The sequence below is a fragment of the Hymenobacter sp. YIM 151500-1 genome (assembly GCF_025979885.1).
In the GTDB taxonomy this organism is placed as follows: domain Bacteria; phylum Bacteroidota; class Bacteroidia; order Cytophagales; family Hymenobacteraceae; genus Hymenobacter.
This window is the reverse complement of the sequence record NZ_CP110139.1, coordinates 3,164,081-3,188,234: the sequence shown is the minus strand read 5'-3', so window position 1 is coordinate 3,188,234 and position 24,154 is coordinate 3,164,081. Positions and strand designations below refer to the sequence as shown.

General features: G+C 62.3%; 23 protein-coding genes. 11 read left to right on the top strand and 12 right to left on the bottom strand.

Annotated elements, in window-relative coordinates; translation table 11 throughout:
* Positions 1-37: 37 nt before the first annotated feature.
* From tssD to OIS53_RS13415, 3 genes are all read left to right on the top strand, one after another.
* Positions 38-1,297: a type VI secretion system tube protein TssD gene (tssD, locus tag OIS53_RS13425; RefSeq protein ID WP_264679086.1), complete on the top strand. Its 1,260-nt coding sequence runs from the start codon at positions 38-40 to the stop codon at positions 1,295-1,297.
* Positions 1,298-1,306: 9 nt separating this feature from the next.
* The gene (locus OIS53_RS13420) at positions 1,307-1,813 is read left to right on the top strand and encodes a YrhA family protein (protein WP_264679085.1); all 507 of its coding nucleotides are present in this window, start codon (positions 1,307-1,309) and stop codon (positions 1,811-1,813) included.
* 142 nt (positions 1,814-1,955) lie between these two features.
* Complete coding sequence (locus tag OIS53_RS13415) at positions 1,956-2,459, top strand: SMI1/KNR4 family protein (protein ID WP_264679084.1); 504 nt, start codon at positions 1,956-1,958, stop codon at positions 2,457-2,459.
* A gap of 83 nt (positions 2,460-2,542) precedes the next feature.
* Here the strand turns inward: OIS53_RS13415 and OIS53_RS13410 are convergent, their stop codons facing one another.
* Positions 2,543-2,683 carry a hypothetical protein gene (locus OIS53_RS13410; protein ID WP_264679083.1) on the bottom strand — a complete coding sequence of 47 codons (141 nt, stop codon included), beginning with the start codon at positions 2,681-2,683 and terminating at the stop codon, positions 2,543-2,545.
* Between the two features lie 37 nt (positions 2,684-2,720).
* On the opposite strand from OIS53_RS13410, the gene OIS53_RS13405 reads away from it, so the two are divergent.
* Positions 2,721-3,923 carry an alpha/beta hydrolase family protein gene (locus tag OIS53_RS13405; RefSeq protein ID WP_264679082.1) on the top strand — a complete coding sequence of 401 codons (1,203 nt, stop codon included), beginning with the start codon at positions 2,721-2,723 and terminating at the stop codon, positions 3,921-3,923.
* A gap of 163 nt (positions 3,924-4,086) precedes the next feature.
* On the opposite strand, the gene OIS53_RS13400 is transcribed toward OIS53_RS13405, so the two are convergent.
* From OIS53_RS13400 to OIS53_RS13380, 5 genes are all read right to left on the bottom strand, one after another.
* The gene (locus OIS53_RS13400) at positions 4,087-4,476 is read right to left on the bottom strand and encodes a hypothetical protein (RefSeq protein ID WP_264679081.1); all 390 of its coding nucleotides are present in this window, start codon (positions 4,474-4,476) and stop codon (positions 4,087-4,089) included.
* A 24-nt stretch (positions 4,477-4,500) separates the two neighbouring features.
* Positions 4,501-6,069 (bottom strand): energy transducer TonB, encoded by a 1,569-nt coding sequence (locus tag OIS53_RS13395; RefSeq protein ID WP_264679080.1) that lies wholly within the window; start codon positions 6,067-6,069, stop codon positions 4,501-4,503.
* Between the two features lie 72 nt (positions 6,070-6,141).
* Positions 6,142-8,634, bottom strand: coding sequence for a penicillin acylase family protein (locus OIS53_RS13390; RefSeq protein WP_264679079.1), 2,493 nt, complete (start codon positions 8,632-8,634; stop codon positions 6,142-6,144).
* 99 nt (positions 8,635-8,733) lie between these two features.
* Positions 8,734-9,354, bottom strand: a complete 621-nt coding sequence (locus tag OIS53_RS13385; protein WP_264679078.1) for an autotransporter outer membrane beta-barrel domain-containing protein — start codon at positions 9,352-9,354, stop codon at positions 8,734-8,736.
* A 123-nt stretch (positions 9,355-9,477) separates the two neighbouring features.
* The gene (locus tag OIS53_RS13380) at positions 9,478-10,305 is read right to left on the bottom strand and encodes a septal ring lytic transglycosylase RlpA family protein (RefSeq protein WP_264679077.1); all 828 of its coding nucleotides are present in this window, start codon (positions 10,303-10,305) and stop codon (positions 9,478-9,480) included.
* A gap of 536 nt (positions 10,306-10,841) precedes the next feature.
* Here OIS53_RS13380 and OIS53_RS13375 point away from each other — a divergent pair.
* Complete coding sequence (locus tag OIS53_RS13375; protein ID WP_264679076.1) at positions 10,842-11,756, top strand: DUF72 domain-containing protein; 915 nt, start codon at positions 10,842-10,844, stop codon at positions 11,754-11,756.
* A 202-nt stretch (positions 11,757-11,958) separates the two neighbouring features.
* Here OIS53_RS13375 and OIS53_RS13370 read toward each other — a convergent pair whose 3' ends face one another.
* Entirely contained in the window at positions 11,959-12,633 is a 675-nt protein-coding gene (locus tag OIS53_RS13370; protein ID WP_264679075.1) for a hypothetical protein, read from the bottom strand.
* A gap of 161 nt (positions 12,634-12,794) precedes the next feature.
* Here OIS53_RS13370 and OIS53_RS13365 point away from each other — a divergent pair, with 161 nt between their 5' ends.
* The gene (locus OIS53_RS13365; RefSeq protein WP_264679074.1) at positions 12,795-14,894 is read left to right on the top strand and encodes a matrixin family metalloprotease; all 2,100 of its coding nucleotides are present in this window, start codon (positions 12,795-12,797) and stop codon (positions 14,892-14,894) included.
* A gap of 121 nt (positions 14,895-15,015) precedes the next feature.
* Here the strand turns inward: OIS53_RS13365 and OIS53_RS13360 are convergent, their stop codons facing one another.
* Complete coding sequence (locus OIS53_RS13360) at positions 15,016-15,963, bottom strand: 3-oxoacyl-ACP synthase III family protein (protein WP_264679073.1); 948 nt, start codon at positions 15,961-15,963, stop codon at positions 15,016-15,018.
* 157 nt (positions 15,964-16,120) lie between these two features.
* On the opposite strand from OIS53_RS13360, the gene OIS53_RS13355 reads away from it, so the two are divergent.
* On the top strand, positions 16,121-16,711 hold the full coding sequence (locus OIS53_RS13355; protein ID WP_264679072.1) for a hypothetical protein: 591 nt from the start codon (positions 16,121-16,123) through the stop codon (positions 16,709-16,711).
* Between the two features lie 285 nt (positions 16,712-16,996).
* Here the strand turns inward: OIS53_RS13355 and OIS53_RS13350 are convergent, their stop codons facing one another.
* Positions 16,997-17,704: a head GIN domain-containing protein gene (locus OIS53_RS13350; protein WP_264679071.1), complete on the bottom strand. Its 708-nt coding sequence runs from the start codon at positions 17,702-17,704 to the stop codon at positions 16,997-16,999.
* A 533-nt stretch (positions 17,705-18,237) separates the two neighbouring features.
* A complete protein-coding gene (locus OIS53_RS13345; RefSeq protein ID WP_264679070.1) occupies positions 18,238-18,636 on the bottom strand; it encodes a winged helix-turn-helix transcriptional regulator in 399 nt (132 codons plus the stop codon).
* A gap of 199 nt (positions 18,637-18,835) precedes the next feature.
* On the opposite strand from OIS53_RS13345, the gene OIS53_RS13340 reads away from it, so the two are divergent.
* Entirely contained in the window at positions 18,836-19,756 is a 921-nt protein-coding gene (locus tag OIS53_RS13340) for an NmrA family NAD(P)-binding protein (protein WP_264679069.1), read from the top strand.
* A 114-nt stretch (positions 19,757-19,870) separates the two neighbouring features.
* On the top strand, positions 19,871-20,353 hold the full coding sequence (locus tag OIS53_RS13335) for a nuclear transport factor 2 family protein (protein WP_264679068.1): 483 nt from the start codon (positions 19,871-19,873) through the stop codon (positions 20,351-20,353).
* Positions 20,354-20,448: 95 nt separating this feature from the next.
* Here the strand turns inward: OIS53_RS13335 and OIS53_RS13330 are convergent, their stop codons facing one another.
* Both OIS53_RS13330 and OIS53_RS13325 read right to left on the bottom strand, forming a co-directional pair.
* Positions 20,449-20,844 carry an ACT domain-containing protein gene (locus OIS53_RS13330; protein WP_264679067.1) on the bottom strand — a complete coding sequence of 132 codons (396 nt, stop codon included), beginning with the start codon at positions 20,842-20,844 and terminating at the stop codon, positions 20,449-20,451.
* Between the two features lie 119 nt (positions 20,845-20,963).
* Entirely contained in the window at positions 20,964-23,024 is a 2,061-nt protein-coding gene (locus tag OIS53_RS13325; protein WP_264679066.1) for a M13 family metallopeptidase, read from the bottom strand.
* 165 nt (positions 23,025-23,189) lie between these two features.
* Here OIS53_RS13325 and OIS53_RS13320 point away from each other — a divergent pair, with 165 nt between their 5' ends.
* On the top strand, positions 23,190-23,621 hold the full coding sequence (locus tag OIS53_RS13320; protein WP_264679065.1) for a hypothetical protein: 432 nt from the start codon (positions 23,190-23,192) through the stop codon (positions 23,619-23,621).
* A gap of 120 nt (positions 23,622-23,741) precedes the next feature.
* Positions 23,742-24,149, top strand: a complete 408-nt coding sequence (gene arfB / locus OIS53_RS13315) for an alternative ribosome rescue aminoacyl-tRNA hydrolase ArfB (RefSeq protein ID WP_264679064.1) — start codon at positions 23,742-23,744, stop codon at positions 24,147-24,149.
* Positions 24,150-24,154 lie beyond the last annotated feature (5 nt).

The window sequence follows — 24,154 nt, the reverse complement described above, 5'->3', positions numbered from 1 at the left end:
GTAGCAGCCGTATCTACTTTACTAATGTGGTATCATAATGCCTACGCCCGTTCTGGACGCGGAATTACAAGTAGCCCGGCACCGGGTGCTGTGCACGACGACCCGGCAGGGGCTGCGCCAGAAAACCGACTTTGCGGGCCGCCGCAGCACGCGCGTGCGCAGCCACCCGATTGAGGTAACAATTACGGGCGAAGCCGCCTGCTGGTCCATCTGGGACGAGCTGGCCGCCGACTCCGTGCGGCGGGAGAGCGGGCACTTGGTCTGGCGCACAGCCCAGGGCCAGGTCGTGCGCCACCTCGTCTTTTACGACGCCTACTGTACGCGCCTGGGGTTTCGCTTCGATGCGCGAGGGCAGCAGGGTCAGCCGTCCCTCGAACTGACCTTGCGCTTCTCACCGGCCGCCATCGAGCTGAACGGGCAGTACACGGAGTTCTACTCCCGCCTGCCCTGGGAGAAAGACCCGCGGGTGCGCCGCCGCGCCCTCATCCAGCCCCCGCCCCTGCTGCCGCCGCACCTGCCGCCCTTGCCCCCGCGCACCATCCCTCCGGCCGCCGCCGCGGCCGCGGCCGAGGAAGCGGCCGGGCTGCTGGGCGGGGCGGCGCTGCGGGCGGCCAGCACCGTGCTGGGTACGCTGGCCCTGGTGCTCACCCCGGCCAATGATGCCGACGCCCCCGGCTACGACGCGGAGAAGAGCTTCCAGAAAAACCACCCGCCAAACCTGGACGCCATTCGCCTGGCCGAGTTGGAACGGGAACGGGAGTACCGGGCCTTGAGCCAGCAGGAAGAAGCGGAGTACGTGGCTTTGTTGGCCAAGGTCAAGGGCGTTCGGGTGCAGAGCGTGGCGGATTTGGATGTTATAGGCCGCTATAAAAAGCAACCTCAAGGGTTGCCTGGTTTTCACTTTGAGAATATTACTTACACAAAACGCAGCAAAGCTGACACCGATGCATTACGTCGTAAGTTCGCATCTAGTATACGGCCGAAATTTTTAAAGAAAATCAGCAATGACCCTATGTATGTTGCTGAGTTACGGAAAGCCGGATTCGACGATCAAGCATTAAAAATAATGCAAGGTGGTAACGTCCCTACAGGTTGGCAAGTCCACCATAAGCTTCCGCTAGATGACGGTGGAGATAATAGTTTCAACAACCTGCTCCTGATAAAGAATACCCCCTATCATAGTGCAGTAACGGGATACCAGAAAACGAATACAGGCCACTTGACTCCGGGACAGAGTGTGATAATTAAATGGCCTACTTACAGCCGCGGAATTGTCTACCCTAGTACACAACCTTGACTTTTCGATATGGAAGCCCAAACTCAATTAACAGATTTGCTGTCAGCCGTGCTTGAACAGCTAACGCAGTATGAGATACAACCTCAACTACCCCTTTCCGAACTGACCGCTGAGGCATTTAAAAGTCGTGTGGCTAGCACCCTGTCTTATAACTTGCCTCATACTTACCTGAATATTCTGAGTGTAACAGACGGGTTAGAATGGAATGGGGTTGTTCTGTATGCCAGCGAAACCCGGCTGCATGATAACGATGAACTTGACATTCAAGGATTGTTGGAGGCCAACGTTCAACTTCGTCTCGCTTACACACCTGATAAAGATTTTATCTACTTCGCCGAATCAGGTATAGATGCTTTTCGCCACAATCTGATAGCTAACAAGTTTGAAATTTCAGATCGGGTAGTAGGCACCAGCGTGTATGAAACGTTCGACACAGCTGATGAACTGTTTCAGCGTATGTTGGAGAAAATGCTAGAAGCAGGAAATGATGAAGAAGAGGATGAAGCGGATTTTTAGCTTTCTGTACCTTAACTATAAATACAAAATCCCTTCATTTTTGAAGGGATTTTGTATTTATAGTTAAGGCGCACCGAGTTTAATATTGCTAAGAAAAAGTACTGGAAGAAACAGTTTCCTAACGCTCCTAAGGATTAACTCCATGAAAACTGTTGAAGAATTATTCAGTGAATTGCGCAAGTTTTCGCCTGACGTGGCCGAATTTAACCCGCCGGCAGTTCCTTCGCTGATTCAAGCATTTGAGGAAACCCACGGCGTACGGCTGCCCGCCGACTACAAAGCCGCTCTAGCTCAAAGCAACGGGTTCAGCATCATGGGAGACGAAGTGTATGGAATTTATGGAGCCCAGACGGATATGCCGATGTCGCTGGAAGCGGTGTACCGCAGAGAGCATGAGGAGGTGATGGTGCCTCAGTTTCCCTATCTGGTACCCTTCAGTTCAGACGGTGGTGGCAACTTTTACTGTTTTGATACCCGCTTTGCTGAGAATAATCCTTCTTGCCCGGTCGTGTTCTGGGTTTCTAATTACGAGTATACCGATGAGGATACGCCGGAGGTAGTGTACAATAGCTTCGTTGCCTTTGTTGATGAGGTACTGATTAGCTGGACACTCAAAGCCTTTGATTACGAGGGCAACGAACGATAGAAGCAAGAACTATTTAATACATTCTACTGAATGAAAGCCGCACCTAGGTAGTGCGGCTTTTTTTATTGATTACTATTCTCTTACTAGCCGCCGCGGCCGAGGAAGCGGCCGGGCTGCTGGGCGGGGCGGCGCTGCGGGCGGCCAGCACCGTGTTGGGCACGCTGGCCCTGGTGCTCACCCCGGCCAACGAATTTTTTGCCCGCTCCCGTGTTATAGAAGCCCATCGTACTTCTGATAGACTTCTACCTGATGCTAGTGAGTGTGCAACGTCGTCTGGCCGCGTGGCTGCTGTGCCTGACGCTAACCGGCGCTTCGGCGGCCGGCTGCCAATCTTCCGATACTTCGCCTAACCCGACACCGGCAGCTCCGGCGCCCGAAGCCCCGGCCCCAGTTCTGGTGGCCGGCACTCTGCTGGGCGAGTACACGCCGGCCGACCTGGCGGGCCGCGTGGGTAACATTCCGCTGCTAGGTTCCCTGGCCCGCTACCCCATCCGGGTGTACCGCCTCACCTACACCACCCGCAACGTGGATGGCAAGAGCATTACCGCCTCCGGGGCCCTGCTGGTGCCGGTGGCTCCGCAGGCCGTGTCCGTCATCAGCTACCAGCACGGCACCATCCGGCCCGACGATGAGCGTCGGGCGCCGTCGTACTACAGTGCGGGCAGCGAGTTGTGGACGGCCGTATCGGTGCTGGCTTCTACGGGCTACGCGGTGGCAGCCCCCGACTATATTGGCTATGGCGCCTGCAAGGCCTTGCCGCACCCCTACGAGCACGGCGCCTCGCTGGCTTCGGCGTCGGTGGATATGCTGCGGGCAGCGCGGGAGTTTTGCACCCGCGAGAAGGTGGCCCTGACGCCAAAAAACTTCCTGCTGGGCTATTCGGAAGGCGGCTATGCCACCATGGCCATGCACAAGCTGCTGGAAGAAAAGTACGCTCAGGAGCTGCCCGTAACGGCCAGCGCCCCCGGCGCTGGGGCTTACCACAAGTCGGCCTTCGCCAAGCACATCCTCAGTTCCGACCAGCCGCTGAACTTCCTGAGCACCTACGTGTGGGTGTTGCACACCTACAACCGCGTGTACGACCTCAACCGGCCGCTGGCGATGTACTTCAACGAGCCCTGGGCCGCGCGCCTGCAAGCCGACCCGTTCAGCGACGTGCCGCGCCTGCCCAAGCAGCTCTTCGCCGAGTCGTTCCGCCAAGGCGTGCTCAGCGGCTCCGACGCCGGCATCACGGCCGCCTTCCGCGCCAACGACCTGCACGACTGGAAACCCCGCGCCCCGCTGGCCCTCTTCCACGGCACCGCCGATGACTACGTGCCCTTCTTCAACTCCCAGGATGCCTACAACGCCATGCGGGCCCGCGGCGCCACGCAGGTAGAGCTGCACCCCATCCAGGGCGGCAACCACTTCAGCTCCGTGGGTCAGTACACGCTGGAGGCTTTTGCCTTTATCTCGAAGTTTTGACCAATGCCTGTTCAATAGCAAAAAGGCCTCGTTCCACACGGAATGAGGCCTTTTTATTTGCGTAGAGACGCCTGCTTACGTCTTATCGATGCTAACATTGTTGCTCCAGAACGTGCTATGCCAGCCGTTCAACGAGGAGACGCAAGATGTTGCGTCTCTACATTCATGCGTCGTTGTGTAAGTATTGCTGTGGCTGAGGGCGAGGAGCCACGGCCTGCCGCACCCAGGCGCCGGCCAGGGCCGCCAGCCCGCCCACGAGGCCCGCTACCAGGCCTGTAACCAGTACCAGCAGCCATCCATTGCCGCCCAGGGGCAGTAGCGTGGCCAGGCGCCCGGCCAGCAGGCCCGCGCCGTGGGTGTTCAGCCAGGCCGCGCCCAGCCACCACGGCAGACCCGCGCCCAGCAGGCCCGCCAGAAATGTCCGCCCGCCCGTGCCGCCGCGCCAGGCGGCTAGGGCCAGGCACAGAGGCGTGATGCTCCACCAGGGTAGGAAGAATTGAGCCGCGGCCGTAGCCAGCAGAATAAGGAGGGTAAGAGCAAGAAATCCTTTCATACTTCGGAATAGCTACTGGCTTCTCTAATCTATCCGGTTAGGAACGGTGCGAGCAGGCATCTGAACCAGCACGCGCTGGCGTACAGCTACCGGCTGGTCGGCCGCGTTACGGGCGGGCGTCCAGCGCGGCATAGCCCGCACTAGGCGCAGCGCTTCTTCGTCGCAGCTGCGGCAGAGGGGGCGGCTCACTTCGGCGGCGCCCACTTTACCATCGGCCTGTACCACAAAACGCACTTCCACAGCGCCTTGCAGGTTTTCCTGCTTCAGCACTTTGGGTGTGCGCAAGGCGTCGGTCAGGTACTGGCGCAAGGCATCGTCGTTGCCCGGAAAGCGGGCGGCCGTGGCCACCTGATTAGCCTCAAACACGTGGCCGGGACCGTACATGGGCACGGGCATGGTCAGCTGCACGGATACCGGGCGGCCGTTCTGCTTGCCCGGTACCAGCTTGGGTAAGCCGCGCACCGCCGCCAGAGCCGCTTCGTCGCAGGCGGAGCAAAGGCTGCGCACCACCTTGGCATCGGTAGCGGAACTGTCGGGGCGCACCACGAAGCTCACGTACACCGTACCGCCGCTGCGGCCACTCACTACGTCGGCCGGCAGTTGCAACGCCGTTTGTAGGGCCGCGCTGATGGCTGCCGTGCTGGGGCCAACGGCCCCGCGCACGGTAGGCATCTGCTCCACGTAGGTGTACACCTTCTCCTCCGGCTTGGGCACTGGCGGCAGTGGCGGAGTAGTAACACCCGGCGCCCCCGGCGTGGTTTGCAGGCTGAAATTGACCGGAACGGTATAGTACACCGATACCTGGCGGCCGTTCTGCTTGCCCGGCTCCCACACCGGCAAGTCCCGGACGACGCGCAGAACTTCCTCGTCGCAGCCCGCCCCAATGCCCTTCACAATTTCCGGTTTGACCACCTTGCCATCGGGGCCCACAATAAACTTCACGAACACCTTGTCCTCCACCTTGTTGGCCACCGCTTCGGCCGGGTAGCGCAGGCTGGCCTGGATGTATTGGATAAGCCGTTCCTGCCCGCCCGGAAAAACAGGCATCTGCTCCACATACATATACGCCTTGTTCTCCACCACCTCTTCGACTACCGGCTGTCCCAGGCCGACCAGGTCGCCGCCCGGCTGCCGGACGGTAACAGTAGCGCCGGCCGGCTCGAAGCCGAAGACCAGGGACGTGCGGGCAGCTACGGGCTGGTTGTTGGAGCGGGCCGGGCGCCAGCGCGGCATGGCCTTCACCAGCCGCAGGGCTTCCGCATTGCACCCCGCACTCAGGCCCCGAACAACAAACACGTCGGTGAGGCGCCCATCGGGCTGCACCACTGCCGACACCTGCACGATGCCGCGTACGGGGCCGTCGGTAGCGGGCGTCGGCCGGCGTAGGTACTGTTGCAGAGCATACTGGCCCTCGGCGTATTCTGGCGGCGTTTGCACTTCATACGGCTCAAATACGCGCGGCTTGGCAGGCGCAACTTTGGCGGCTAGTGCTTTTGAAGCAGGTTTTTTCTGCGCCAGCGCCGGCGTGGCCAAGCCAGCGGCCAGGCACAGGGCTAGCAGCGGGCGAATCGAAAAGGGGAGAATAGACAACATCACGCGCAGGTAGAGATAAGCAGAAGAGAAAAAGGATACGTTACGCTTGAAAACAACACAGGGAGCAGCTCACTACTCCAGCCGCCACGCCGCTCGCACCCGCGGGTGGTTTTCGTCGGCGGCGCGCAGAAACACCAGCTCGTCGAGGCGGCCGGTGCGCCAGGTTTCGAGCATGTCGTCGTAGTGCGGGGAGGCGGGGTTGCCGCTCTGGCCGCCGGGGAAGATGCCGTAGGCGCGCACCTGCGGCCCCAGCGCCACCACCATGCGCCACGACGGACCGTTGCGCGGCCCGGTGGCATTCACGGTGCCGGGACTGCCGGCGCAGTCGATGTCCTGGTGGCCGAAGCCGGGCAGTTGGGCCAGGTGGTTGATATCGGTGCTCTTCTGGTTGGCCCAGCGCCACTTCGGCCCCAGCGGCCCAAACTTGCGGGTCAAAGAATCGACGGCGAAGTGCAGGGAAGCTGTCAGCAGGTCGTGGACGTTTTCCTTCTCGGGTGTGCGCCGGTCATCAATCCACGGGCTAGCACCTTGAAAGCAATTCAGCGTGCTGCCTGACTCAGAGAGCAGCAGCCGGTTTGTCCGGTCGCGCGAGGGGTGGCGCATTTCCAGGCCAGTGGCTTTCTTCCCGAAGTCATCATCCCACAACCGCTTCACTAGCTCCTGATACCACAGCTCAAAGATGGTAGCCGCTACGGCGTCGGTGGTGTAGTGGTAGTCCCATTTCGCCAGCTCTTGAGCGGCTGCGGATTCCGGAGAGTTTGGAGCGAGCAGGCCATAACAGTTATCGGTCATCTTGTTGCCTTCCAGGGTTGCCAGCATCCACGGCAGCATGAGGCGGGCATTCACGCCCAGGTTGTCGTTTTGCAGCCGGCGCAGGCTGTCCGGGGTGGCGCGGCGCATCTTGGCTAGTTGCTCGTTGATGCGGTGGCCCCGGTCCCAGGGCGCGTAGTCCCAGCCCAGGTAGTAGGGGTAGTCGGGGCCGGCGGAGTGCTGGTTGGCCGACGACACGAAGCCGCGGGCCGGGTTCTGCACCCGCGGCGTCTGGCTCATCGGTATCCAGCCCTGCCAGTCGTGGCGCGGGTCGGTGCCGTCCAGAATAAACTTGCCCTGCTCGGGCCACTTCAGCGGAAAGCGGCCGTTGGGCCGGATGGCAATGTCGTTCTGGCGACTGGCGAAGATGAAGTTCTGGGCCGGCGAGCCGTAGGTGCGCAGGGCCCGGTCGTAGTCCTGGTAAGTGCGGGCCCGGTTGAGGCGCAGAAAGGCTAGTACCTCGTTGGCCGGGTCGTGGGCGGTCCAGCGCAGGGCGTGGCGCACGGGCGTCTGGGGGTTGAAAGGCTCCTCGGCCTGGTCGTACACCACCGGGCCGTGGTGGGTGTAAAGCACGGTGTCAATACGGTCGGCCTGCCCGCGCACTTGGACGCGCTCCACCACCCGGCGCACCGGCTTCCAGCGCCCATCGTGCCAGTATGCGCGGCGGGTGCTGTCCCGGAACTTCAGCTGGTACCAGTCGAGCACGTCGCCGCCCACGTTGGTCACGCCCCAGGCCACGTGCTCGTTGAAGCCGATGATGACGGCCGGGGCGCCCGGAATCGTGACGCCGTACACGTTGAGGCCGGGCGCGTGCAGCTGCACCTGGTACCAGATGCTGGGCAGGTTGAGCTGGAGGTGCGGGTCGTTGGCCAGCAGCGGCAGGCCCGAGGCCGAGCGGCTGCCCGCCACGGCAAAGTTGTTGGAGCCCAGCTCGGCATCCGGCTCCCACGCCGGCACCCGCCCCGATACGGCCGCCTGAAACGACGGGGGCACGGGCGGCACCGGCAGGGGCGTAAAGTCGCGCGGCGTGCCCACGGGCACAATGGGGTCTTCGCGGGTGGGGTAGCCAGGAAACAGGTCGCGCACCACCGCTGGGCCGTATTTGCGCAGAATGTTGCTGAGGCGCAGGTCATCGGAGCGGCCGCTCAGGTCCCAGGCCATGAGCTTGAGCAGCAGGGCGCACTTCAGCGGCTGCCAGGGCTCGGGGGCGTAGTCGAGCAGCTTGTACTCAAACGGATAGTCCTGGGGCCGCAGCTGGCTGATATAGGCATTCACCCCCGCCGAGTAGGCCTCCAGCACCTGCCGGGTCGTGTCGTTTTGCAGCATGGCTTGCAGCGACTTTCCGGCCCCGTAGGGCAGGCCCATGCGGCGCTGAAACCGGTCATACTCCAGGGCCCTGGGCCCCACTACTTCCGAAATGCGCCCCGCTGCCACGCGGGTCATAAACTCCATTTGCCAGAGCCGGTCGCGGGCCGTGAGGTAGCCCTGGGCGTAGTACAGGTCGTGCTCGTTCTGGGCAAACAGGTGGGGCACGCGCCTATCGTCGAAGCGCACCTGCACGGGCTGGTGCAGTTCGGCCAGGGCCAGGGTTTGGCGGACGGGGAAGTCGGCGGCTGTTTCGCCGTTCTGCCAGAAGCCCCGGTACGGACTCAGCAGCCGCCCCACGGGCGGTACGTCGCCCTGCTTGGTGTTCAGCACCCAGGTAAGGGTAAGGCTAACGAGCAGGGCTAGAGCGGGCTTGAGGAAACGCAGCATAGGCAGGCGGAGAAAAGCGTAGTCCAACATCCGACAAAAAAACGCGGCGCGCAACTCCGGGCCGGAGTGCGCGCCGCTTCTGAAGTGTGCCAGCTGGATTTAGTTACCAGATGCAGCAGCTTTCTTGGAGGGGAGGAAGATGGAAAAACCCGCCTGGATGTCCAAGTCACCATAGGAGCCGTTGCCAGGCTTCTGGCTGTAACGGTTGTAGCCGGCCGTAACTTCAAGAGCGGCATTTTGACTCAGGAAATAATTGTAGCCCAGCGCGCCCCCGTACGTAAAGGACCTGATTGTCTGGCGGCTCGTTTCAATGGGCTGGTTTACACTCTCTTTTCTGGAGCGGTAGCTGTTCCAGTGTACTCCTGCGCTTAGCTGCCCAAAGAAACGGTGCCGGCCAGTGCCCGGCACATAGTAACGCGCAAAAGGCGTCAGGCCGTAAGAAAAACTCCGACTCGTTTGGTCTGCAAAACTGGTTTCGAAGCGTAAGCGCTGGTAGCCTAGCAGCACGTTGCTACCTACCAGCAGATTGTTGGCTACAAACACCCCCATCGACGGATACAGCGTCGCTGAAAAGTTATTGTTCTTTTTGTCGGTGCGGTAGGCCAAGCCCCCCACGCTCACTCCTATTAGCTTGGAGCCTTGTTCGGTTTGCGCCAGTGTGGGTAAAGCCAGGGTGCTACTTACTGCTAAAAGCAAAAGCTTCTTCATTATTTTGTGCATAAAAACATAGGTAGAAGACAAAACTGTACTTTGGAGCCTGGCACCAGCCGATAGGTTGCAACGAAAAAGCCGCCGACGCTAGGCGCCGGCGGCTTTTCTCTCAGTATCAGCTAAATAGGGTGTCTACAGATTCTCGCTCTGCCGTACCAGGCCCGACACGCCCACCTGCTGCAAGCGGCGGCGTACCACATCGGCTTCGGCGGAGGTGGCAAAACGGCCTACCAACACCCGGCTCACGGTTTTGCCTTTCGCAGTAGTGGCGGCGGCTACCGACACCAGCGTTTTGGCGTCTACCACGCTTTGAATCTTGTCCATCACGGCCTGAGCGTTGCGCGGGTCGCCGAAGGTGCCGGCCTGAATAACGTAGGTAGCGGCGGGTTCGGGCGTAGCGGCTACGTCCTGGGCCTCGGTGGTGCCCGTACGAATGTCGGTGTGCAGGCCGGCTTCGGCGGTAGCGGCGGGTTCAGCGGCCAGCAGGGCCAGGTCGGCGGGGGCGTCGGTGGGGCCCAGGGGGGTGTCGACGGGTACTATTTCAGCTACTACCCCTACTGCGCCGTGCGTAACGATGCCCAGGGGGCGGGCCGCAATTTCGGCCAGGTCGAGGATGCGCTGGTGGCGGAAGGGGCCGCGGTCCGTAACGCGCACCACCACGGCCTTGCCGGTTTGGGGGTTGGTAACGCGCAGCCGCGTGCCGAAAGGCAGGGTTTTGTGGGCGCAGGTGTACTTGTTGCGGTCGAACCGCTCGCCGTTGCTGGTGCGCAGGCCCTGATGCTCGCGGCCGTACCAGGAAGCGCGGCCCCGCAGAACGGTGGCCTTTTTGGCCGAAGCGGCCGGGGCTTTTTCATCATCACTGAACCTACTGGCGCGGGCCGGCGCAGAGAAGGCCGGCAGCAACAAGAGGTACATGGCCATCATCAAGCCCGAGACATGCAGTCGTGTAGTCAACTTCATTTTGTGCTCTTGGTTGGTGAGTGCGACAAATCTAGAAGTGACTTCCAAACTGCCAGTGCAATTCCGCCTGGAATAGCACAGGCCAAGTATAATGAATTTACCTTTTTAAAGAAAATTTGCATTTAAATTATTCACTAGAACTTGGCGAAATGTCCGTTTGTGTTTCCTGAAGGCGTATTTTGTATTATAGATAGAAGGTGAGAAGCCCACGGGCAAATAAGATTATCTGCCGGTTAAAAAATTTTGGCTTCGCAGGGTAACCCTGGCAATATCGGAGGTTGCAAAAGTCGCGGAAATGTACTATGACCTGGGAGGTAGCGGGTAAGAAACAGTCCCGCTGAGCAGGTGTCGCACCAAGCCAGGGTGCAGAGCCGCCGCCAAACCAAAGGAAGGCGTAGGCTGAATATTTCTCCGGCTCCGTTGCAGTCAGTGGAAGGTAGCCCGCGGTAGAGCTGCTTCGCGGGGCGGACGCCAGATGGAGCAGGACGTTTTTTACCACCTTACCATCTCACCACCTCTCCAAGTATCTTTGGCCCATGGATTTCGGCCGCCTTTCTGACCTGCGCTACGTTGACTTTCGCCTGCCACCCGACCACCCCGAAACGGCCGGGGTGCTGGCGCGGGCGCGCGTAGCACAGCCGGCGCCGCCGCGGGTGTACGTGGGCTGCCCCATCTGGACCAACAAGGCCTGGCTCGGCAGCTATTTTCCGGCTGGCATCCGCGACAGTGACTATCTGCACCACTACGCCCGGCAGTTCAACAGCATCGAGCTGAATACCACCCATTACCGCATTCCCGACGCGCCCACCGTGCGCAAGTGGCGCGGAGCCGTACCCGATACGTTTCGCTTCTGCCCCAAGCTGCCCCAGGTTATCAGCCACGACCGGCAGCTCTACAACACCGAGGCCCTGACGACCTCGTTTTGCCGGGCCATCGAGGGCCTGGGACCCACGCTGGGCAGAGCGTTTTTGCAGCTGCCGCCCACCTTCGGGCCCGAGCATCTGCCTCGCCTGGAGCGCTACCTGCTCGATTTTCCCGATTACGTGCCCCTGGCCGTGGAGCTGCGCCACCCCGGCTGGTTCGCCGATAGGGAGCTGCTGAGTGCGGTGTCGGCGCTACTGGAGGCCCTGGGCAAAACCCTGGTGCTGAGCGACGTGGCCGGCCGCCGCGACGTGCTGCACCAGCGCCTGACCACGCCCGTAGCCCTGGTGCGCCTCAACGGCCACGGCCTGGTAGCCTCCGACTTCCGTCGCGCCGAGGACTGGGCTGCGCGTCTGGCGGCTTGGCTGGAAGCCGGCCTGCACGAGGCGTACGTCTTCATTCATCAGAAAGACATCCTGCACTCGCCCATCTGGGCCCAGCACTTCCTGCACCGCCTCCACGAGCTAACCGGCCTGGCCGTAACGCCGCCCCACATCATCGAGCAGCCCGTGCAGGGGAGCTTGTTTTGAGGAGGTGAGGTGAAGAGGTAATGAGGTGACAGGTGACAGGTGACAAGCAAGAAAGAACGGTCCTGCTGAGCTGGCCGAAGCATCTCTACCGCGGGCTAATCTCAATCGTGCAGACGAAGCGGGAGAGATGCTTCGGCCAGCTCAGCAGGACGTTCCTTCTTACCTGTCACCTGTCACCTCATTACCTCTTCACCTCACCTCCTCACGGTATCAGGCTGAACTTAACTCCTAACTCAGTGGCAATGCCTAGCTGGCGCACTTGGCGTATGGCACCGGTTTGGTCGTCGTATCGGAAGTAGCGAGGGTTGCTGACGCCGGCTCCCACGTAGGCATCCAGTAGACCGTGGCCGCCCACGCGGCGTTGCAGGCCCCACACTAGCATTAAGGCGGAGTAGCCGTACACGAAGCGGTTAGGGCGGTAAGCCGAATACCAGAACTGAGTGGGCGAGTGCAGCGCCACGTAGTTGCCGATAAGCGGTCCGGAGGGCTTGCCCTTCGCCTGGCGCTTGGTTTGATTGTAGTACCACCGAACGCCAAGGTCGAAACCAGGACTTCTGAGCAGGTTGCGTCTTCTGCCGGGATACATCTGTTGAAAACGCTCGGCTTGATACACTCGCACTCCCGTGAAGCCGTTGGCATACACACTCCAGCCCGGCGTTATGCTCCGCTCCACCCCCAGCACCACCGGCACCGAAAGGCCGGAAAATCCGCCTAACTCAAAGCCCCGCGTCAGGCCGGTGCCCAGCTTGAGCAACGTGCGGTGCTGCCAGGCGGCCGAGCGGCCCGTGGTAGTGTCGGGGGCGGCGGGAACAGTCTGGGCCCCAACGCCCAGAGGCGCGGCCAGACCGGCCGCCAGTAGCCAAGCAAAACGATGCATCGAAGAAAAGAAATAAGAGGAAGAAGATAAACCGGTTATAGGAGACGCCCGGCTGCCGAAAGGTTGACGGCGCCGGTGCATATTTCTTTTTTGCGGGTTCGGCTTTCAAACCCGTACCTTGAACCGATGGCCGCCCTATAACGGCCCGATATCGTCATTCAATGCAACGCATAGCTACTTTCTTGTTACTGCTGACGGCCGCAGCCGCCAGCCAGGCCCAACCCCAACCAGCCGCGCCTTCGGGCCCCGTAACCCATTGCCTGCTGACGCCGGTAGCCCCGGCCGCACGTGCCGCCGAGGCTGCCCTAGTGCTCGAAGCCGAAGTGCTCGGCAGCCAAGGGTTTCGGGCAGCCGATGGGCGTATCTTCACGGCCCACCAGCTGCGGGTATATAAGGTGTTGAAAGGCTCCGCGCCGGGTTCCGAACTGACCCTGCTGACCGAAGGCGGCACCGTGGGCCTCGACCAGCAGCAGCTAACTAACACGCTGCGCCTGGCGGCCGGCGAGCAGGGCGTATTTTTTCTGCGCGCCTCGGCCCAACCTGCCCCCGGCGGCCCGGCTTGGGAAGTGTATGCCAGCCAGCAAGGCTTCGTGCGCTACGACCTGACCACGGCCACCGCCGCCGACCCATTTCGGACGTATCCGCAGCTGAATGCCGATTTTTATAAAGCAGTAGCAGCTTCTACCGCTGCCGTGCCCCAGGAGGTGCAGCCCAATCCGGCCCTGGCGGCAGCCCTGGCCCGCCGCCAGCCCACCGCGGCCAAAGGTGCGGCCCCGGTTATCAGCACGCTGGCCCCGCTGACCCTAACGGCCGGCACAGGGCAGGTGCTGACCATCAGCGGCTCGGGCTTCGGGGCGGCGCGCGGCACGGTGGAGTTTCGCAATGCCAACGACGGCGGCAACACCTTCACGCGGGTGCAGGACGGCGACTACGTAGCTTGGACCGACACCCAGATTCGGGTGCGGGTACCTTCCAATAGCGCCACCGGCGACCCGGCCGGGACGGGCGTGGTGCGCGTCACCACGTCGGGGCTGGTGGCGGCGCTGAGCGCCGTGCCGGTGGTCGTCACCTACGCGGCCACCAACGTGCAGGACTCGCGCACGGGCCAGCGCGTGGTGGCGGGCCACCAGGACCAGAACGGTGCCGGCGGCCTCTCGTTCCGGTTTGAAAGCAGCTTGAACGCCAACACCGCCGCCAGCGCCGCCTTTCAGCGGGCCTTGGCGGCGTGGCGCTGCCAAACCGGCATCAACTGGGCGCTGGGCACGCCCCGCACCGGCCGCGGCCCCGCCGACGACGGCGAAAACGCCGTGGGCTTCGACAGCGGCGGCGAGCTGCCGACGGGCGTGCTGGGCCGCACCACCAGCTACTACCGCGGCTGCTACCAGCCCGACGGCACCGTGCGTTTCAGCGTGCACGAGGTTGACATGCAGCTCGATGATGCCGCACCCTGGCAGTTTGGGCCCGGCAGCCCGGTAGGCAGTCAGCTGGATTTTGAGTCGGTGGTGCTGCACGAGCTGGGGCACGCCCAGCAGCTTTCCCACCTGATTTTGCCTGCGGCCGTGATGCACTATGCTATTGGCCGCGGGCAGCGCAGCCGCACCCTGGCCCAGGCCAGCGACATTGCCGGCGGCCGGTTTGTGCTGCGCACCAAAAGCTTCGTGCCGGGCTCCTGCGGGCCGGCACCCATGCTGCCCGCCCCGCTGACGGGGCAGGTGGCCCGCAACCTGGGCAGCGCCGGCGCCGAGGTGCAGTGGACCACCCGCGCCGAGTGCTTTGTGCAGGAGTTTGTGGTGGAGCGGGCTCCGGTTGATACCACGGCTGGCTGGCAGCGGGTGGGCGCCGTGGCAGCCGGCGCCGCCAGCGGGCAATACCGCCTCCCGGACCCCCGGCCCCTGCCGGGCCTGAGCTACTACCGCCTGCGCCTGCGCCGCCCCGATGGTACGTTGGACAACGCCCGCCCCGTGCTCGTCACCGACGACGCCACCCTGGCTACCGACGGCCTGCGCTTCTTCCCCAACCCCCTCACCGACGCCGACAACAACCTACAGCTGCAATACCTCGGCACCGGCGCCGGCACGCTCACCCTGCGGTTCTACGACGCGGTGGGCCGCTACCTGGGCGGCACTCTGCTGGACTATCAGCAGGGCGTGAACGTGCTGCGCCTGGCGCCGCCCGGCCTGCTGCGGGCCGGCTGGTACATCGTGCGCTGGAACGACTCGGCCGGGGCCAGCGGCCGGGCCCGGCTGGTGCGGGTGCGGTGAATGTTTCAATTTCTCGCAGAGGTCCACAGAGGTCCGCAGAGGGTTTCGCGGAGGTTCGCAGTGGACGACCTCTGCGTCAACCTCAGCGAACCTCCGCGAGAAAGGCTCTTACCTAAAAAACTTACCGCCCCAGCAGCATAGCTCCGTAGGAATAGCCGCCGCCGAACACGGTGACGACCACCTGCTCGGAGGGCTGGAGGCGGGGCCAGATATCGGCCAGGGCAATGGCGGCACCGGCGCAGCCCGTGTTGCCCAATTCCTCGATGTTGGACACGGCCCGCTCCTCGGGCAGGCCCAGCTGCTGCACCACGTTGCGGGTAATGCGCAGGTTGGCCTGGTGCGGAATCAGGTAGGCCACGTCGGCGACGGAGAGGCCGTTGCGTTCCAGCACCTGCTGGGTTACGCGGGACATGTACTGGCAGGCGTGCGTGAATACGTCTTTGCCGTGGGGCATTACAATGCCGCGCTCCACCGGCTTCAGCGTCACCGACGCGTCGGCCTTGCCCACGTTGCCGGCCCCGCCGGTCAGTACGGTGCGCACGTGCAGGTCGGTGGGAGCGAGGCGCTCCGGGCTCAGCAGCAGAGTGGCCGCGCCGTCGCCCCAGAGGTGGCCCGCCACGGTGTCGTGCTCGTTGTTGTAGGCGGTATTGTGCTCACTCACCACCACCAGGGCCCGGCGGGCCTTGCCCAAGGCAAAGTAGCCTTCCACAATTTCCACGGCATTCAGCAGCGACGAGCAGGCCGACGACACGCTCACCACCGGAATATCAGACACCTGCAATTCGCGCTGCACGGCGTGAGCTACGGTGTAGATGGTGTCGTGCGGGGTGTAAGTAGCGCCCACGATGAGGTCAACGTCCGCAGCCGGGAAGGCCGGGGCACCCGCCAGGGCACGGCGGGTAGCTTCGACGGCCATGGTGTTGGTGTTTTCGCCGGGCGTTGCTTTGCGCCGGGTCCGGATGCCGGTGCGCTCCGTTATCCACTCGTGCGAAAGTCCGTTGAGGCGGGTAAAATGTTCGTTGGTAATGATTTCGGCGGGCAGGTAGGCCGCAACGTGGTGAATGTACACGGGGAGTGGAGCGGAAAGGGCGGGTGGAAAGGCAGGGCAAGGTAAGGGGCCGGCAGCGTACGGGCCGTACTTTTGGATGGTGGCGCGTACTTTGCGGCAATGGTGCTCGTTCAAACGGCCTCACCGGGACGGAGTTAACCGCCCTTCTTACAAGATTATGACGTTTCGCTTTTGTTACCGGGGCCGGCGCGGCGCGGCGGCGGCTGCCCTGCTGGGCGTGGCGCTACTGGCTGCCCCGGCCCAGGCCCAGAAATACCGCACCGCCGCCGGCATCCGCCTCGGCAAAAACAACTACGGCCTGACCGTGCAGCAGAAGATTTTCGAGAAAACCACCCTCGAAGGCCTGGGGCTGGTGGGCACGCGTGAGGTAAGCGCCACGGTGCTGGCCGAGCGCCACTTCGGCATTCTGGGCCCCAGCCTCAACTACTACTTTGGGGCGGGCGGCCACTTGGGGCGGCACAAAGACACCGGTACCTTCGGCGGCCTCGACGCCCTGGCCGGCATCGAATACAAAGTAGCTTTCGTGCCTTTCGTGCTCAGCCTCGACTTCAAGCCCACCGTGGAGTTCAACTCCGACGACTGGGCCCGGTTCCCGACGGCCTTTTCCGTGCGCTACATCTTTATCAAAGACAAGAAAGATGGCGTATTAAATGGCCTGTTCGGCGGCGACAAAGACCGGTCTAAGTCGAAAAGCAAGTCTAAGTCAAAGACAAAAGACCAGCCCCGCCGCGGCCTGTTCGACTGGTAGGCGTTGCGCTCCAAAGTCTGTGGACAGGAAGCCAAAGGACTAGCCTGCTGAATGGAATGAAGCACCTCACGTGCTGAGCTGAGCAAGCGTCAGCCATTAGCCAGCACGCGAGATGCCCGCACCCGGTCACTACCACCAAGCAGCTTCAGTCCGGCATAGCACTTGAAGCCCCCGCCGCAGCTAGCCAGCAGAGCTGGCCGCCGCAGCGGGGGCTTCAAGGGGTAATGAACTAGGTTTGTGCTTCCGAGTTGCCTGGATAGGGGGCGAGTTGGCAAAGTCGCCGCGCTATTCCTGCCGGACCCGGCCGCTGCCCATCACCGAGCTTTTCACCTGCGGGTTGCCGCTCACGTACACGTTGCCGGAGCCCATGATGCTGGCTTTCAGCAGTTCGGTGGCCCGCACCTGGCAGTTGCCCGACCCGCTGATGCTGATGCTGCACGTTTTGCTTTCCAGCTTCGGCGCCTTTACGCCGCCCGAGCCGCTCACGCTGATGTTGTGCTGGGGAGCCGCGCCGGAGGCCTCAATAGACCCCGAGCCCGACAGCGCCGAGCTGATGCTAGTGGCCGTGACGCGGGCCAGGTTGATGCTGCCGGAGCCACTGACGGCCAAATCCAGGTCGTCGGCTTGCAGGGCCTCGGGAGCTTGCAGGCTGCCCGAGCCGCTCACTGCCAGGCTCCGCACGGTTGGCAAAGTCACATACACGGTGATGGGGCCTTTGTAACGGTAGCCCCAGGTGCCGTTCTGGCGCTTGGTATTGATGCGCAGGCGGTTGTTGTCGACGGTGGTTTCGACGTGGGCCACGTCTTCAGCTTCGCCTTCTACCTCCACTTTCTGCGGGCTGCCCTGCCGCACCACTACCTTCATAGAGCCCGCCAGGCCCACCGACGTGAAGGAGCCTACCGAACGGGTTTCGCGGACGGCGGCCATCCGAAAAGCCGACAAAAGCACTGCGCACAGCAGCAGAGCAGGCCAAAACAAGCGTAACGTTTTCATGCAGGTAGCAGGGTTAGGTTGAACATCAGCCCTAAAGATGAACCCACCGTCCCAAGCGTTGCCTGGGTGTTGTAAGAAAGTAATACTGAATTGTGTAGGAAGTCTTTTAAAACATACCGGAACGTCATGCTGAGGCTGTCGAAGCATTTCTACCTCTGCCTAACTGATTAGCAGTGCAACGAAGCGGGAGAGATGCTTCGACAAGCTCAGCATGACATTTTATCAATTTCCTAAACAGCTTCACTGAATTGTGTAGGCTTGTTAACAGACCTACGTTGCGGCCTAGAGCTAGGGCTAGTTCTCCTCCTCGAATGAGGAGGGATTAGGCGTGGTTGGTGCTGGGAGAAGGTCAACTAAAAAGCTAGAAACTAAAAACTAGAACTAGAGCCCCTCCCTCCCGGAGAGGGGTTGGGGTGAGGCAACCAACGCTAGCAATCCTCCCGCTCCGGTCAACCGCCCCTGGCCTAGTTGTTTGATGCGCGGAATTCTCCAAGGAGGGGAACTAGCTTCTAGCTCTTGGTAGGCAACTCGGGCTAGCTGGGGCAGTTTGGGCGGGTGCGGCCGTCGCGCAGCAGGTAACCCTCGCCCCATTTCACCAAAGCTCCTAGTAAGGGCTCTACCTGCTGGCCCTGCTCGGTGAGCGTATACTCGACGCGGGGGGGCACCTGCTGGTACACCGTGCGGGCCACCACGCCGTCCAGTTCCAGCTCCCGCAATTCCTGAATCAGCATCTTCTCCGTGATTTCGGGCAGGAGGCGGCGCAGTTCCCCGTAGCGCCGGGCTCCGCTGAACAGGTTGCTCAGAATGAGGAGCTTCCACTTGCCGCCCAGCACATTGAGGGTGGTGCGTACGGGACAGAAATCAAACGGCCCCAGCTCGGTAAGGGTCTGCCAACCGGCTTCGGCTTGCTGCTGCTTGGTAACTTTATTCATTTTTTAGTGCCTGATTATCAGTGTTTCTGAGAAAAAAGTAGGTGCCGTACTTTTTCGTAGGTACTTGCTAAAAGTAAAGGTAACGCATTTCCTTTGTACCGCTTCGCCTCGCCACCACCGGCTGGTAGGGTGCAGCAGCTTTCCGGGCGTGAGGGTCATGCCCGGTGCGTATTCATCTCATTTTTGCTTTCAAAAGACTATGGCAAAGCACATTGTCGTAACCGGCGCTACCGGCAACATTGGCACTTCGCTCGTGCACGAACTCCTGCGGCGGGGCCACCGCGTCACGGCCGTAGCGCGGCCCAGCGCCCGCCTCGACGCCCTGGCCCAGGCCGGCGCCACAGCCGCGGCCGGCGACTTGCACGACGCCGGCTTCCTAACCGGGGTGCTCCGGGGCGCCGACGCGGCGTTCCTGATGATTCCGCCCAACATGCAAACGCCCGACTTCCTGGCTTATCAGGCTGAAGTAGGCGAGGCTATTGTGCAGGCGGTGCGCGCGGCAGGCTTGCGGCAGGCCGTGCACCTGAGCAGCATTGGCGCCGACCAGCCCGCCGGTACGGGCCCGGTAGTGGGGCTGTACCATCAGGAAGCCCGCCTCAATGGCGTAGATGGCCTGCAAGTAGCTCACCTGCGGCCGGCCTACTTCATGGAAAACCTGCTGGCCAACGTGGGCATGATTCAGCACATGGGCATTATGGGCTCAGCCATGCGCCCCGACCTGAAGTTTCCGATGGTAGCCACCAAAGACATTGCCGCCAAAGCCGCTGAGCTACTTGACCGGGACCTTGAGGCCGGCTCGGTGCACTACGTGCTGGGCCCGCAGAACTACTCCCAGCAGGACGCCGCCCGCGCCATCGGCCCGGCCATCGGCCGCCCCGACCTCCAGTACGTGCAGTTTCCCTACGACCAGGCCAAGCAGGGCATGGTGCAAGCCGGCCTCTCCGAAAGCATGGCCACGCTCTACGATGAAATGACGCGCAACATGAACGAGGAAAAGGTGATGGTGAACGAGCCGCGCACCCCCGCCGCTACCACCCCCACCACCCTCGACGAGTTTGTGCAAACCGTATTTGCGCCGGTGTTTCGGCAGGCTACTGCTCAGGCCGCTCAACCGGCCTAAAAGGCCCCACGCTTCACCCGCTGACACTGCCCGCCGGCCATCCGGCGGGCAGTGTTTTTTGTGCACCTTTAGGCGGCCACCATCGGCCTTCCTCGCACTTTCTCCCTACCTGCTATGCACGCAAACGAACAACTGCTCCACCGCTTCTACCAGGCTTTTCAGCGCCGTGACTATGCCGGCATGGCGGCCTGTTACCATCCGGACGCCACTTTTGAAGACGCGGCCTTTCACCTGCAAGGTCCCGCAATCGGGAAGATGTGGCGCATGCTCTGCGAACGGGGCCATGACCTGCGCCTATCCTACGACGGTATTCAGGCTACGGAGCACAGCGGCTCTGCCAACTGGGAGGCCCGCTACACGTTTTCCCAAACCGGCCGCCCGGTGCACAACCAAGTTCGGGCCCGGTTTACCTTTCAGGATGGCCTAATCCGTACCCACCACGACGAGTTTAGCTTCTGGCGCTGGGCCCGGCAGGCGCTGGGGCCGATGGGCTGGCTGCTGGGCTGGTCGGGCTTTCTGCAACGGAAGGTGCAAGCCGCTGCCGCCAATGGTCTGGCCCGGTTTCAGCCCGCTACGCCCGCTGGGGTGGAAAGGTAGCTGCCAAAAAGCGCCGCCCTTACTGACTCGCCGCCAAGAAAAAGCCGCTTCCGCAAACGCGGAAGCGGCTTTTCTACAACATCTGCCGTGGCCGCCTAGCCGCGCAATTCCTCCAGCAGGCGCAGCACCTCGTCGGCCTGGGCGGCAGGCACAAACAGGTGGTCGTGGTAGAAAGCGGATACCGGATTGACGCTGATGCCGTGCGCTGCCAGATGCGCCGTGATGCGGGCCAGAAACCCTACGGCTTCCAGGCTGGAATGCACGTTGAGCGTCAGCCAGCGACACAGATAGACCCCGGCCAGACCCGCTTTTTCGGCTTGAGCGGTTGGTAGAACAAGTGTCAGACCTTCAGCTTCGCGAAAGGTGGCTACGGGGCTGAGTCCAGCTGGCGCGGGCTGGCCGGGCGCCAGAGTGCAGAACACGTATTCGCCGGGGTGCAGCACGGGCTGCATGGACCGGAGCAGCACGTCAAGATTGATTTCGCCAGGCATGGGTGGGAGGCATAGGAGAATGTAACGCGAAGTTGTACTTCGCGAGGCGTCCGCACTGTCAGGTCGACCCCCAACGGCATCGTTCTGGCGCCTCGCGAAGTACAACTTCGCGCTACACCTTACCAAATCTTCACCCGCGCCGAATCGGACAGGTACAGCTTGTGCGTGGGCTTCACCCCGAAGGCCTCGTAGAACTCGGGCACGTCGGCCAAGGGGCCGTTGACGCGGAACTGGGCCGGGGAGTGCACGTCGGTGAGGATGGCCTGGGCCAGGCGCTCGTCGCGCTGGTGGGTTTGCCAGCCCAGGGCGTAGCCCAGGAAGTAGCGTTGCACCGGCGTCAGGCCGCCCAGCTTCTCGCCTTTCTTGTACTGCTCGGTTTTCTTGAAGGCATCCAGGGCAATGACGATGCCGCCCAGGTCGGCTATGTTTTCGCCGGCCGTGGCTTTGCCGTTGATGTGCAGAGAGTCGAGCACGGTATAGCCGTTGAACTGGCGCACGATGCGGTTTACGCGCTGCTGAAACTGCCGGCGGTCCTGCTTGCTCCACCAGTTGCGCAGGTTGCCCCGCTCGTCAAACTGGCTGCCTTCGTCGTCGAAGCCGTGGGTCAGCTCGTGGCCGATGGTGGAGGCCCCGGCGTAGCCGTAGATGGTGGCGTCGTCGGCCTCGGCGTCGGGCAGGCCCGGAATGGCGAAGATGGCGGCCGGCAGCACAATCTCGTTGTTGGAGGGGTTGTAGTAGGCGTTGTAGGTCTGGGGCGTCATTTCCCACTCCTCCCGGTCTACGGGTTTGCCCAGCTTGCTCAGGTTGTGGCGGTAGGCCCACTGGTTGGCGCGCATCATGTTCTGGGCGTACGAGTCGCGCTTGATTTCCAGCGTGGAGTAGTCTTTCCACTTGTCGGGGTAGCCCACCTTGCGCCGAATCTTGTTGAGCTTGGCCAGGGCTTTCTGCTTGGTGGAGTCGCTCATCCAGTCGAGCCGCTGAATATGCTCCCGGAAGGCCACCACCACGTTTTCGGTCAGGTCTTCGTAGCGCTTTTTGGTGGCGGGCGGGAAGTATTCTTTCACAAACTGCTGGCCCAGCACCTCGCCCATGGCTTCTTCCTCGGCGTCGAGCACCCGTTTCCAGCGGGGGCGCTGCTCTTTGGCGCCTTGTAGGACGGTGCCGTAGAAGCGGAAGTTTTCGTCATCAAACGGCTTGCTCAGCGTGGAGGCGTAGGCGTGCACCAGCTGCCACTGCAAGTAGGCCCGCCAGTCCTCGATAGGTGCCGAGCGGAGCAGGCGGCCGGCTTCGCGGTAGAACTCCGGCTGGCCCACAATCACCGTGTCCACCTTGGCCAGCTCCATCTGGGTTAGCCAGGGCTTCCAGCTCAAGCCAGGCGTCAGCTGGTCGAGGCCCGCCACGGCCATTTTGTGGTAGTTGGCGTACGGGTCGCGCAGGGCTTCGAGCTTGCGGGAGGCGCCGGCCAGCTGGGTTTCCAGCTGTAGCACGCGCCGGGCGTTGGCCTGGGCCGCGGCGGCGTCCTGGCCCATCAGCCCAAACATCGTGGCTAGGTGCCGGCCGTATTCCTTGCGGATGTTGGTGGTGCGCGTATCCTTGTTGAAGTAGTAGTCGCGGTTGGGCAGGCCCAGGCCGGTTTGCCAGAGCTGCAAGGTCATCTTGTCGCTGTTTTTGGCGTCCTGGCCCACGTAGGCGCCCACCACGGTGCTCACGCCCAGGGGGCGCAGGCGGGCAATGGCGGCCTGCACATCGGCCGTGGTTTGCAGGGCTTGCAGGCGGTTTAGCTCGGCTTGCAGCGGGGCCAGGCCCTGGCGGTTGATAGCCGCCGAGTCCATGCCCGTGGCCCAGAAGTCACCGATTTTCTGCTGCACCGAGCCGGGCGCGGCCTGGCTGCGGGCGGCATCTTCGTTGAGCTTGCGCAGGCGGGCGTACACCTCATTCTGTACCTCTTTGCCAATGCCCCAGTTGCTTTCGGAAGCCGGAATGGGGTGCTTCTTAAACCAGGCGCCGTTGGCGTAGGTATAGAAGTCGTTGCCGGGATGAACGGTGGTGTCGAGGTTGGCCCGGAGCAGGTCGGGCCGGGCGGAGGTAGACTTGCCGCCGGAGTTGCAGGCGGCCAGGGTTAGCAGCAGAGCCGGTGCCAGCAGCCACGAAGGCCGCCGCAGGATAAGGGAGAGGGTCATAGAAGAAAAGTTTGGGAGTAGAGTAGTGTAGCGTGAGCTTTAGCCCGCTGCTGCCGCGAGCAGCAGGAATTTCCGGGAGCGGCGGGCGGAAGCCCGCGCTACGGCGAAAGTAGCAGCTTCCCGTAAGCGCATAGACAACTGTCCCTGTTCAGCTGTTGCCTGGCCATGCATCTTTCCCACCTCCTGCTGCTCAACTTGGCCCTGGCCCTGTACCTCACCGGCGTCATCTGGACAGTGCAGCTCGTGCACTATCCCGCTTTTGCCCAGGCGGCCCGCGACACATTCGAGGCGTTTCACCGGCAGCATTCCCGGCGCATCAGCTGGGTGGTGCTGGTCCCGATGGTGCTGGAGTTGGGGCTGGCCGGCTGGCTGGCCTGGGCTGGCGCGAGCCTGGGGGCGGCCCGCTGGGGGCAGCTGGCCTTGGTGCTCGTCATCTGGGCCGCCACGTTCTTTGTCTCCGTGCCCTTCCACAACCGCCTCGCCCGCGGCTACGACTACGTGGCCATCGACGGGCTGGTGCGCACCAATTGGGTCCGCACCCTGGCCTGGACCGCCCGCGCCGGGCTTCTTGGGTGGTTGCTGTGGACTACAATGTGAAACGGAAATGTGGTGGGAATGTGGGGAATGTGGAAAATGGCAAGAGCAAGATGCGTAGCCGCTACATTTTCACATTCCCTACATTTCTCACATTATGCACATTCATCTACATTCCCCCACATGCTGCCTCCCGCCGACGCCTTCCTGCCCGAACTCCACTTCCAGACCAGCCGCAGCAGCGGCCCCGGCGGGCAAAACGTAAACAAAGTAGAAAGCCGCGTGGAGCTTCGTTTCCGCATCTCTGACTCCCAGCTGCTCACCGACGAGCAGAAACAGACGCTGCTGCAAAAGCTGGCCTCGCGCCTCACCCAGGAAGGCGAGCTGCTGGTAGCGGCTCAGGAAGACCGGAGCCAGCTGCGCAACAAAGAAACGGCCCTGCGGAAGTTTCACGACCTGCTGCTCAAAGCTCTCCACAAGCCCAAACCCCGCAAAGCCACCAAGCCCAGCGCCGGCGCCGTGCGCCAGCGGCTGGAATCCAAGAAAAAGCACGGCGACAAAAAGGCCAACCGCGGCCGGGTGGACTACTAAATCAC

Excerpts from the sequence above, each read along its gene's own strand:
- tssD (WP_264679086.1), top strand. The coding sequence starts at position 38 with ATGCCTACGCCCGTTCTGGACGCGGAATTACAAGTAGCCCGGCACCGG.
- OIS53_RS13420 (WP_264679085.1), top strand. The coding sequence starts at position 1,307 with ATGGAAGCCCAAACTCAATTAACAGATTTGCTGTCAGCCGTGCTTGAA.
- OIS53_RS13415 (WP_264679084.1), top strand. The coding sequence starts at position 1,956 with ATGAAAACTGTTGAAGAATTATTCAGTGAATTGCGCAAGTTTTCGCCT.
- OIS53_RS13410 (WP_264679083.1), bottom strand. The coding sequence starts at position 2,683 with ATGGGCTTCTATAACACGGGAGCGGGCAAAAAATTCGTTGGCCGGGGT.
- OIS53_RS13400 (WP_264679081.1), bottom strand. The coding sequence starts at position 4,476 with ATGAAAGGATTTCTTGCTCTTACCCTCCTTATTCTGCTGGCTACGGCC.
- OIS53_RS13395 (WP_264679080.1), bottom strand. The coding sequence starts at position 6,069 with ATGTTGTCTATTCTCCCCTTTTCGATTCGCCCGCTGCTAGCCCTGTGC.
- OIS53_RS13390 (WP_264679079.1), bottom strand. The coding sequence starts at position 8,634 with ATGCTGCGTTTCCTCAAGCCCGCTCTAGCCCTGCTCGTTAGCCTTACC.
- OIS53_RS13385 (WP_264679078.1), bottom strand. The coding sequence starts at position 9,354 with ATGCACAAAATAATGAAGAAGCTTTTGCTTTTAGCAGTAAGTAGCACC.
- OIS53_RS13380 (WP_264679077.1), bottom strand. The coding sequence starts at position 10,305 with ATGAAGTTGACTACACGACTGCATGTCTCGGGCTTGATGATGGCCATG.
- OIS53_RS13375 (WP_264679076.1), top strand. The coding sequence starts at position 10,842 with ATGGATTTCGGCCGCCTTTCTGACCTGCGCTACGTTGACTTTCGCCTG.
- OIS53_RS13370 (WP_264679075.1), bottom strand. The coding sequence starts at position 12,633 with ATGCATCGTTTTGCTTGGCTACTGGCGGCCGGTCTGGCCGCGCCTCTG.
- OIS53_RS13365 (WP_264679074.1), top strand. The coding sequence starts at position 12,795 with ATGCAACGCATAGCTACTTTCTTGTTACTGCTGACGGCCGCAGCCGCC.
- OIS53_RS13355 (WP_264679072.1), top strand. The coding sequence starts at position 16,121 with ATGACGTTTCGCTTTTGTTACCGGGGCCGGCGCGGCGCGGCGGCGGCT.
- OIS53_RS13350 (WP_264679071.1), bottom strand. The coding sequence starts at position 17,704 with ATGAAAACGTTACGCTTGTTTTGGCCTGCTCTGCTGCTGTGCGCAGTG.
- OIS53_RS13345 (WP_264679070.1), bottom strand. The coding sequence starts at position 18,636 with ATGAATAAAGTTACCAAGCAGCAGCAAGCCGAAGCCGGTTGGCAGACC.
- OIS53_RS13340 (WP_264679069.1), top strand. The coding sequence starts at position 18,836 with ATGGCAAAGCACATTGTCGTAACCGGCGCTACCGGCAACATTGGCACT.
- OIS53_RS13335 (WP_264679068.1), top strand. The coding sequence starts at position 19,871 with ATGCACGCAAACGAACAACTGCTCCACCGCTTCTACCAGGCTTTTCAG.
- OIS53_RS13330 (WP_264679067.1), bottom strand. The coding sequence starts at position 20,844 with ATGCCTGGCGAAATCAATCTTGACGTGCTGCTCCGGTCCATGCAGCCC.
- OIS53_RS13325 (WP_264679066.1), bottom strand. The coding sequence starts at position 23,024 with ATGACCCTCTCCCTTATCCTGCGGCGGCCTTCGTGGCTGCTGGCACCG.
- OIS53_RS13320 (WP_264679065.1), top strand. The coding sequence starts at position 23,190 with ATGCATCTTTCCCACCTCCTGCTGCTCAACTTGGCCCTGGCCCTGTAC.
- arfB (WP_264679064.1), top strand. The coding sequence starts at position 23,742 with ATGCTGCCTCCCGCCGACGCCTTCCTGCCCGAACTCCACTTCCAGACC.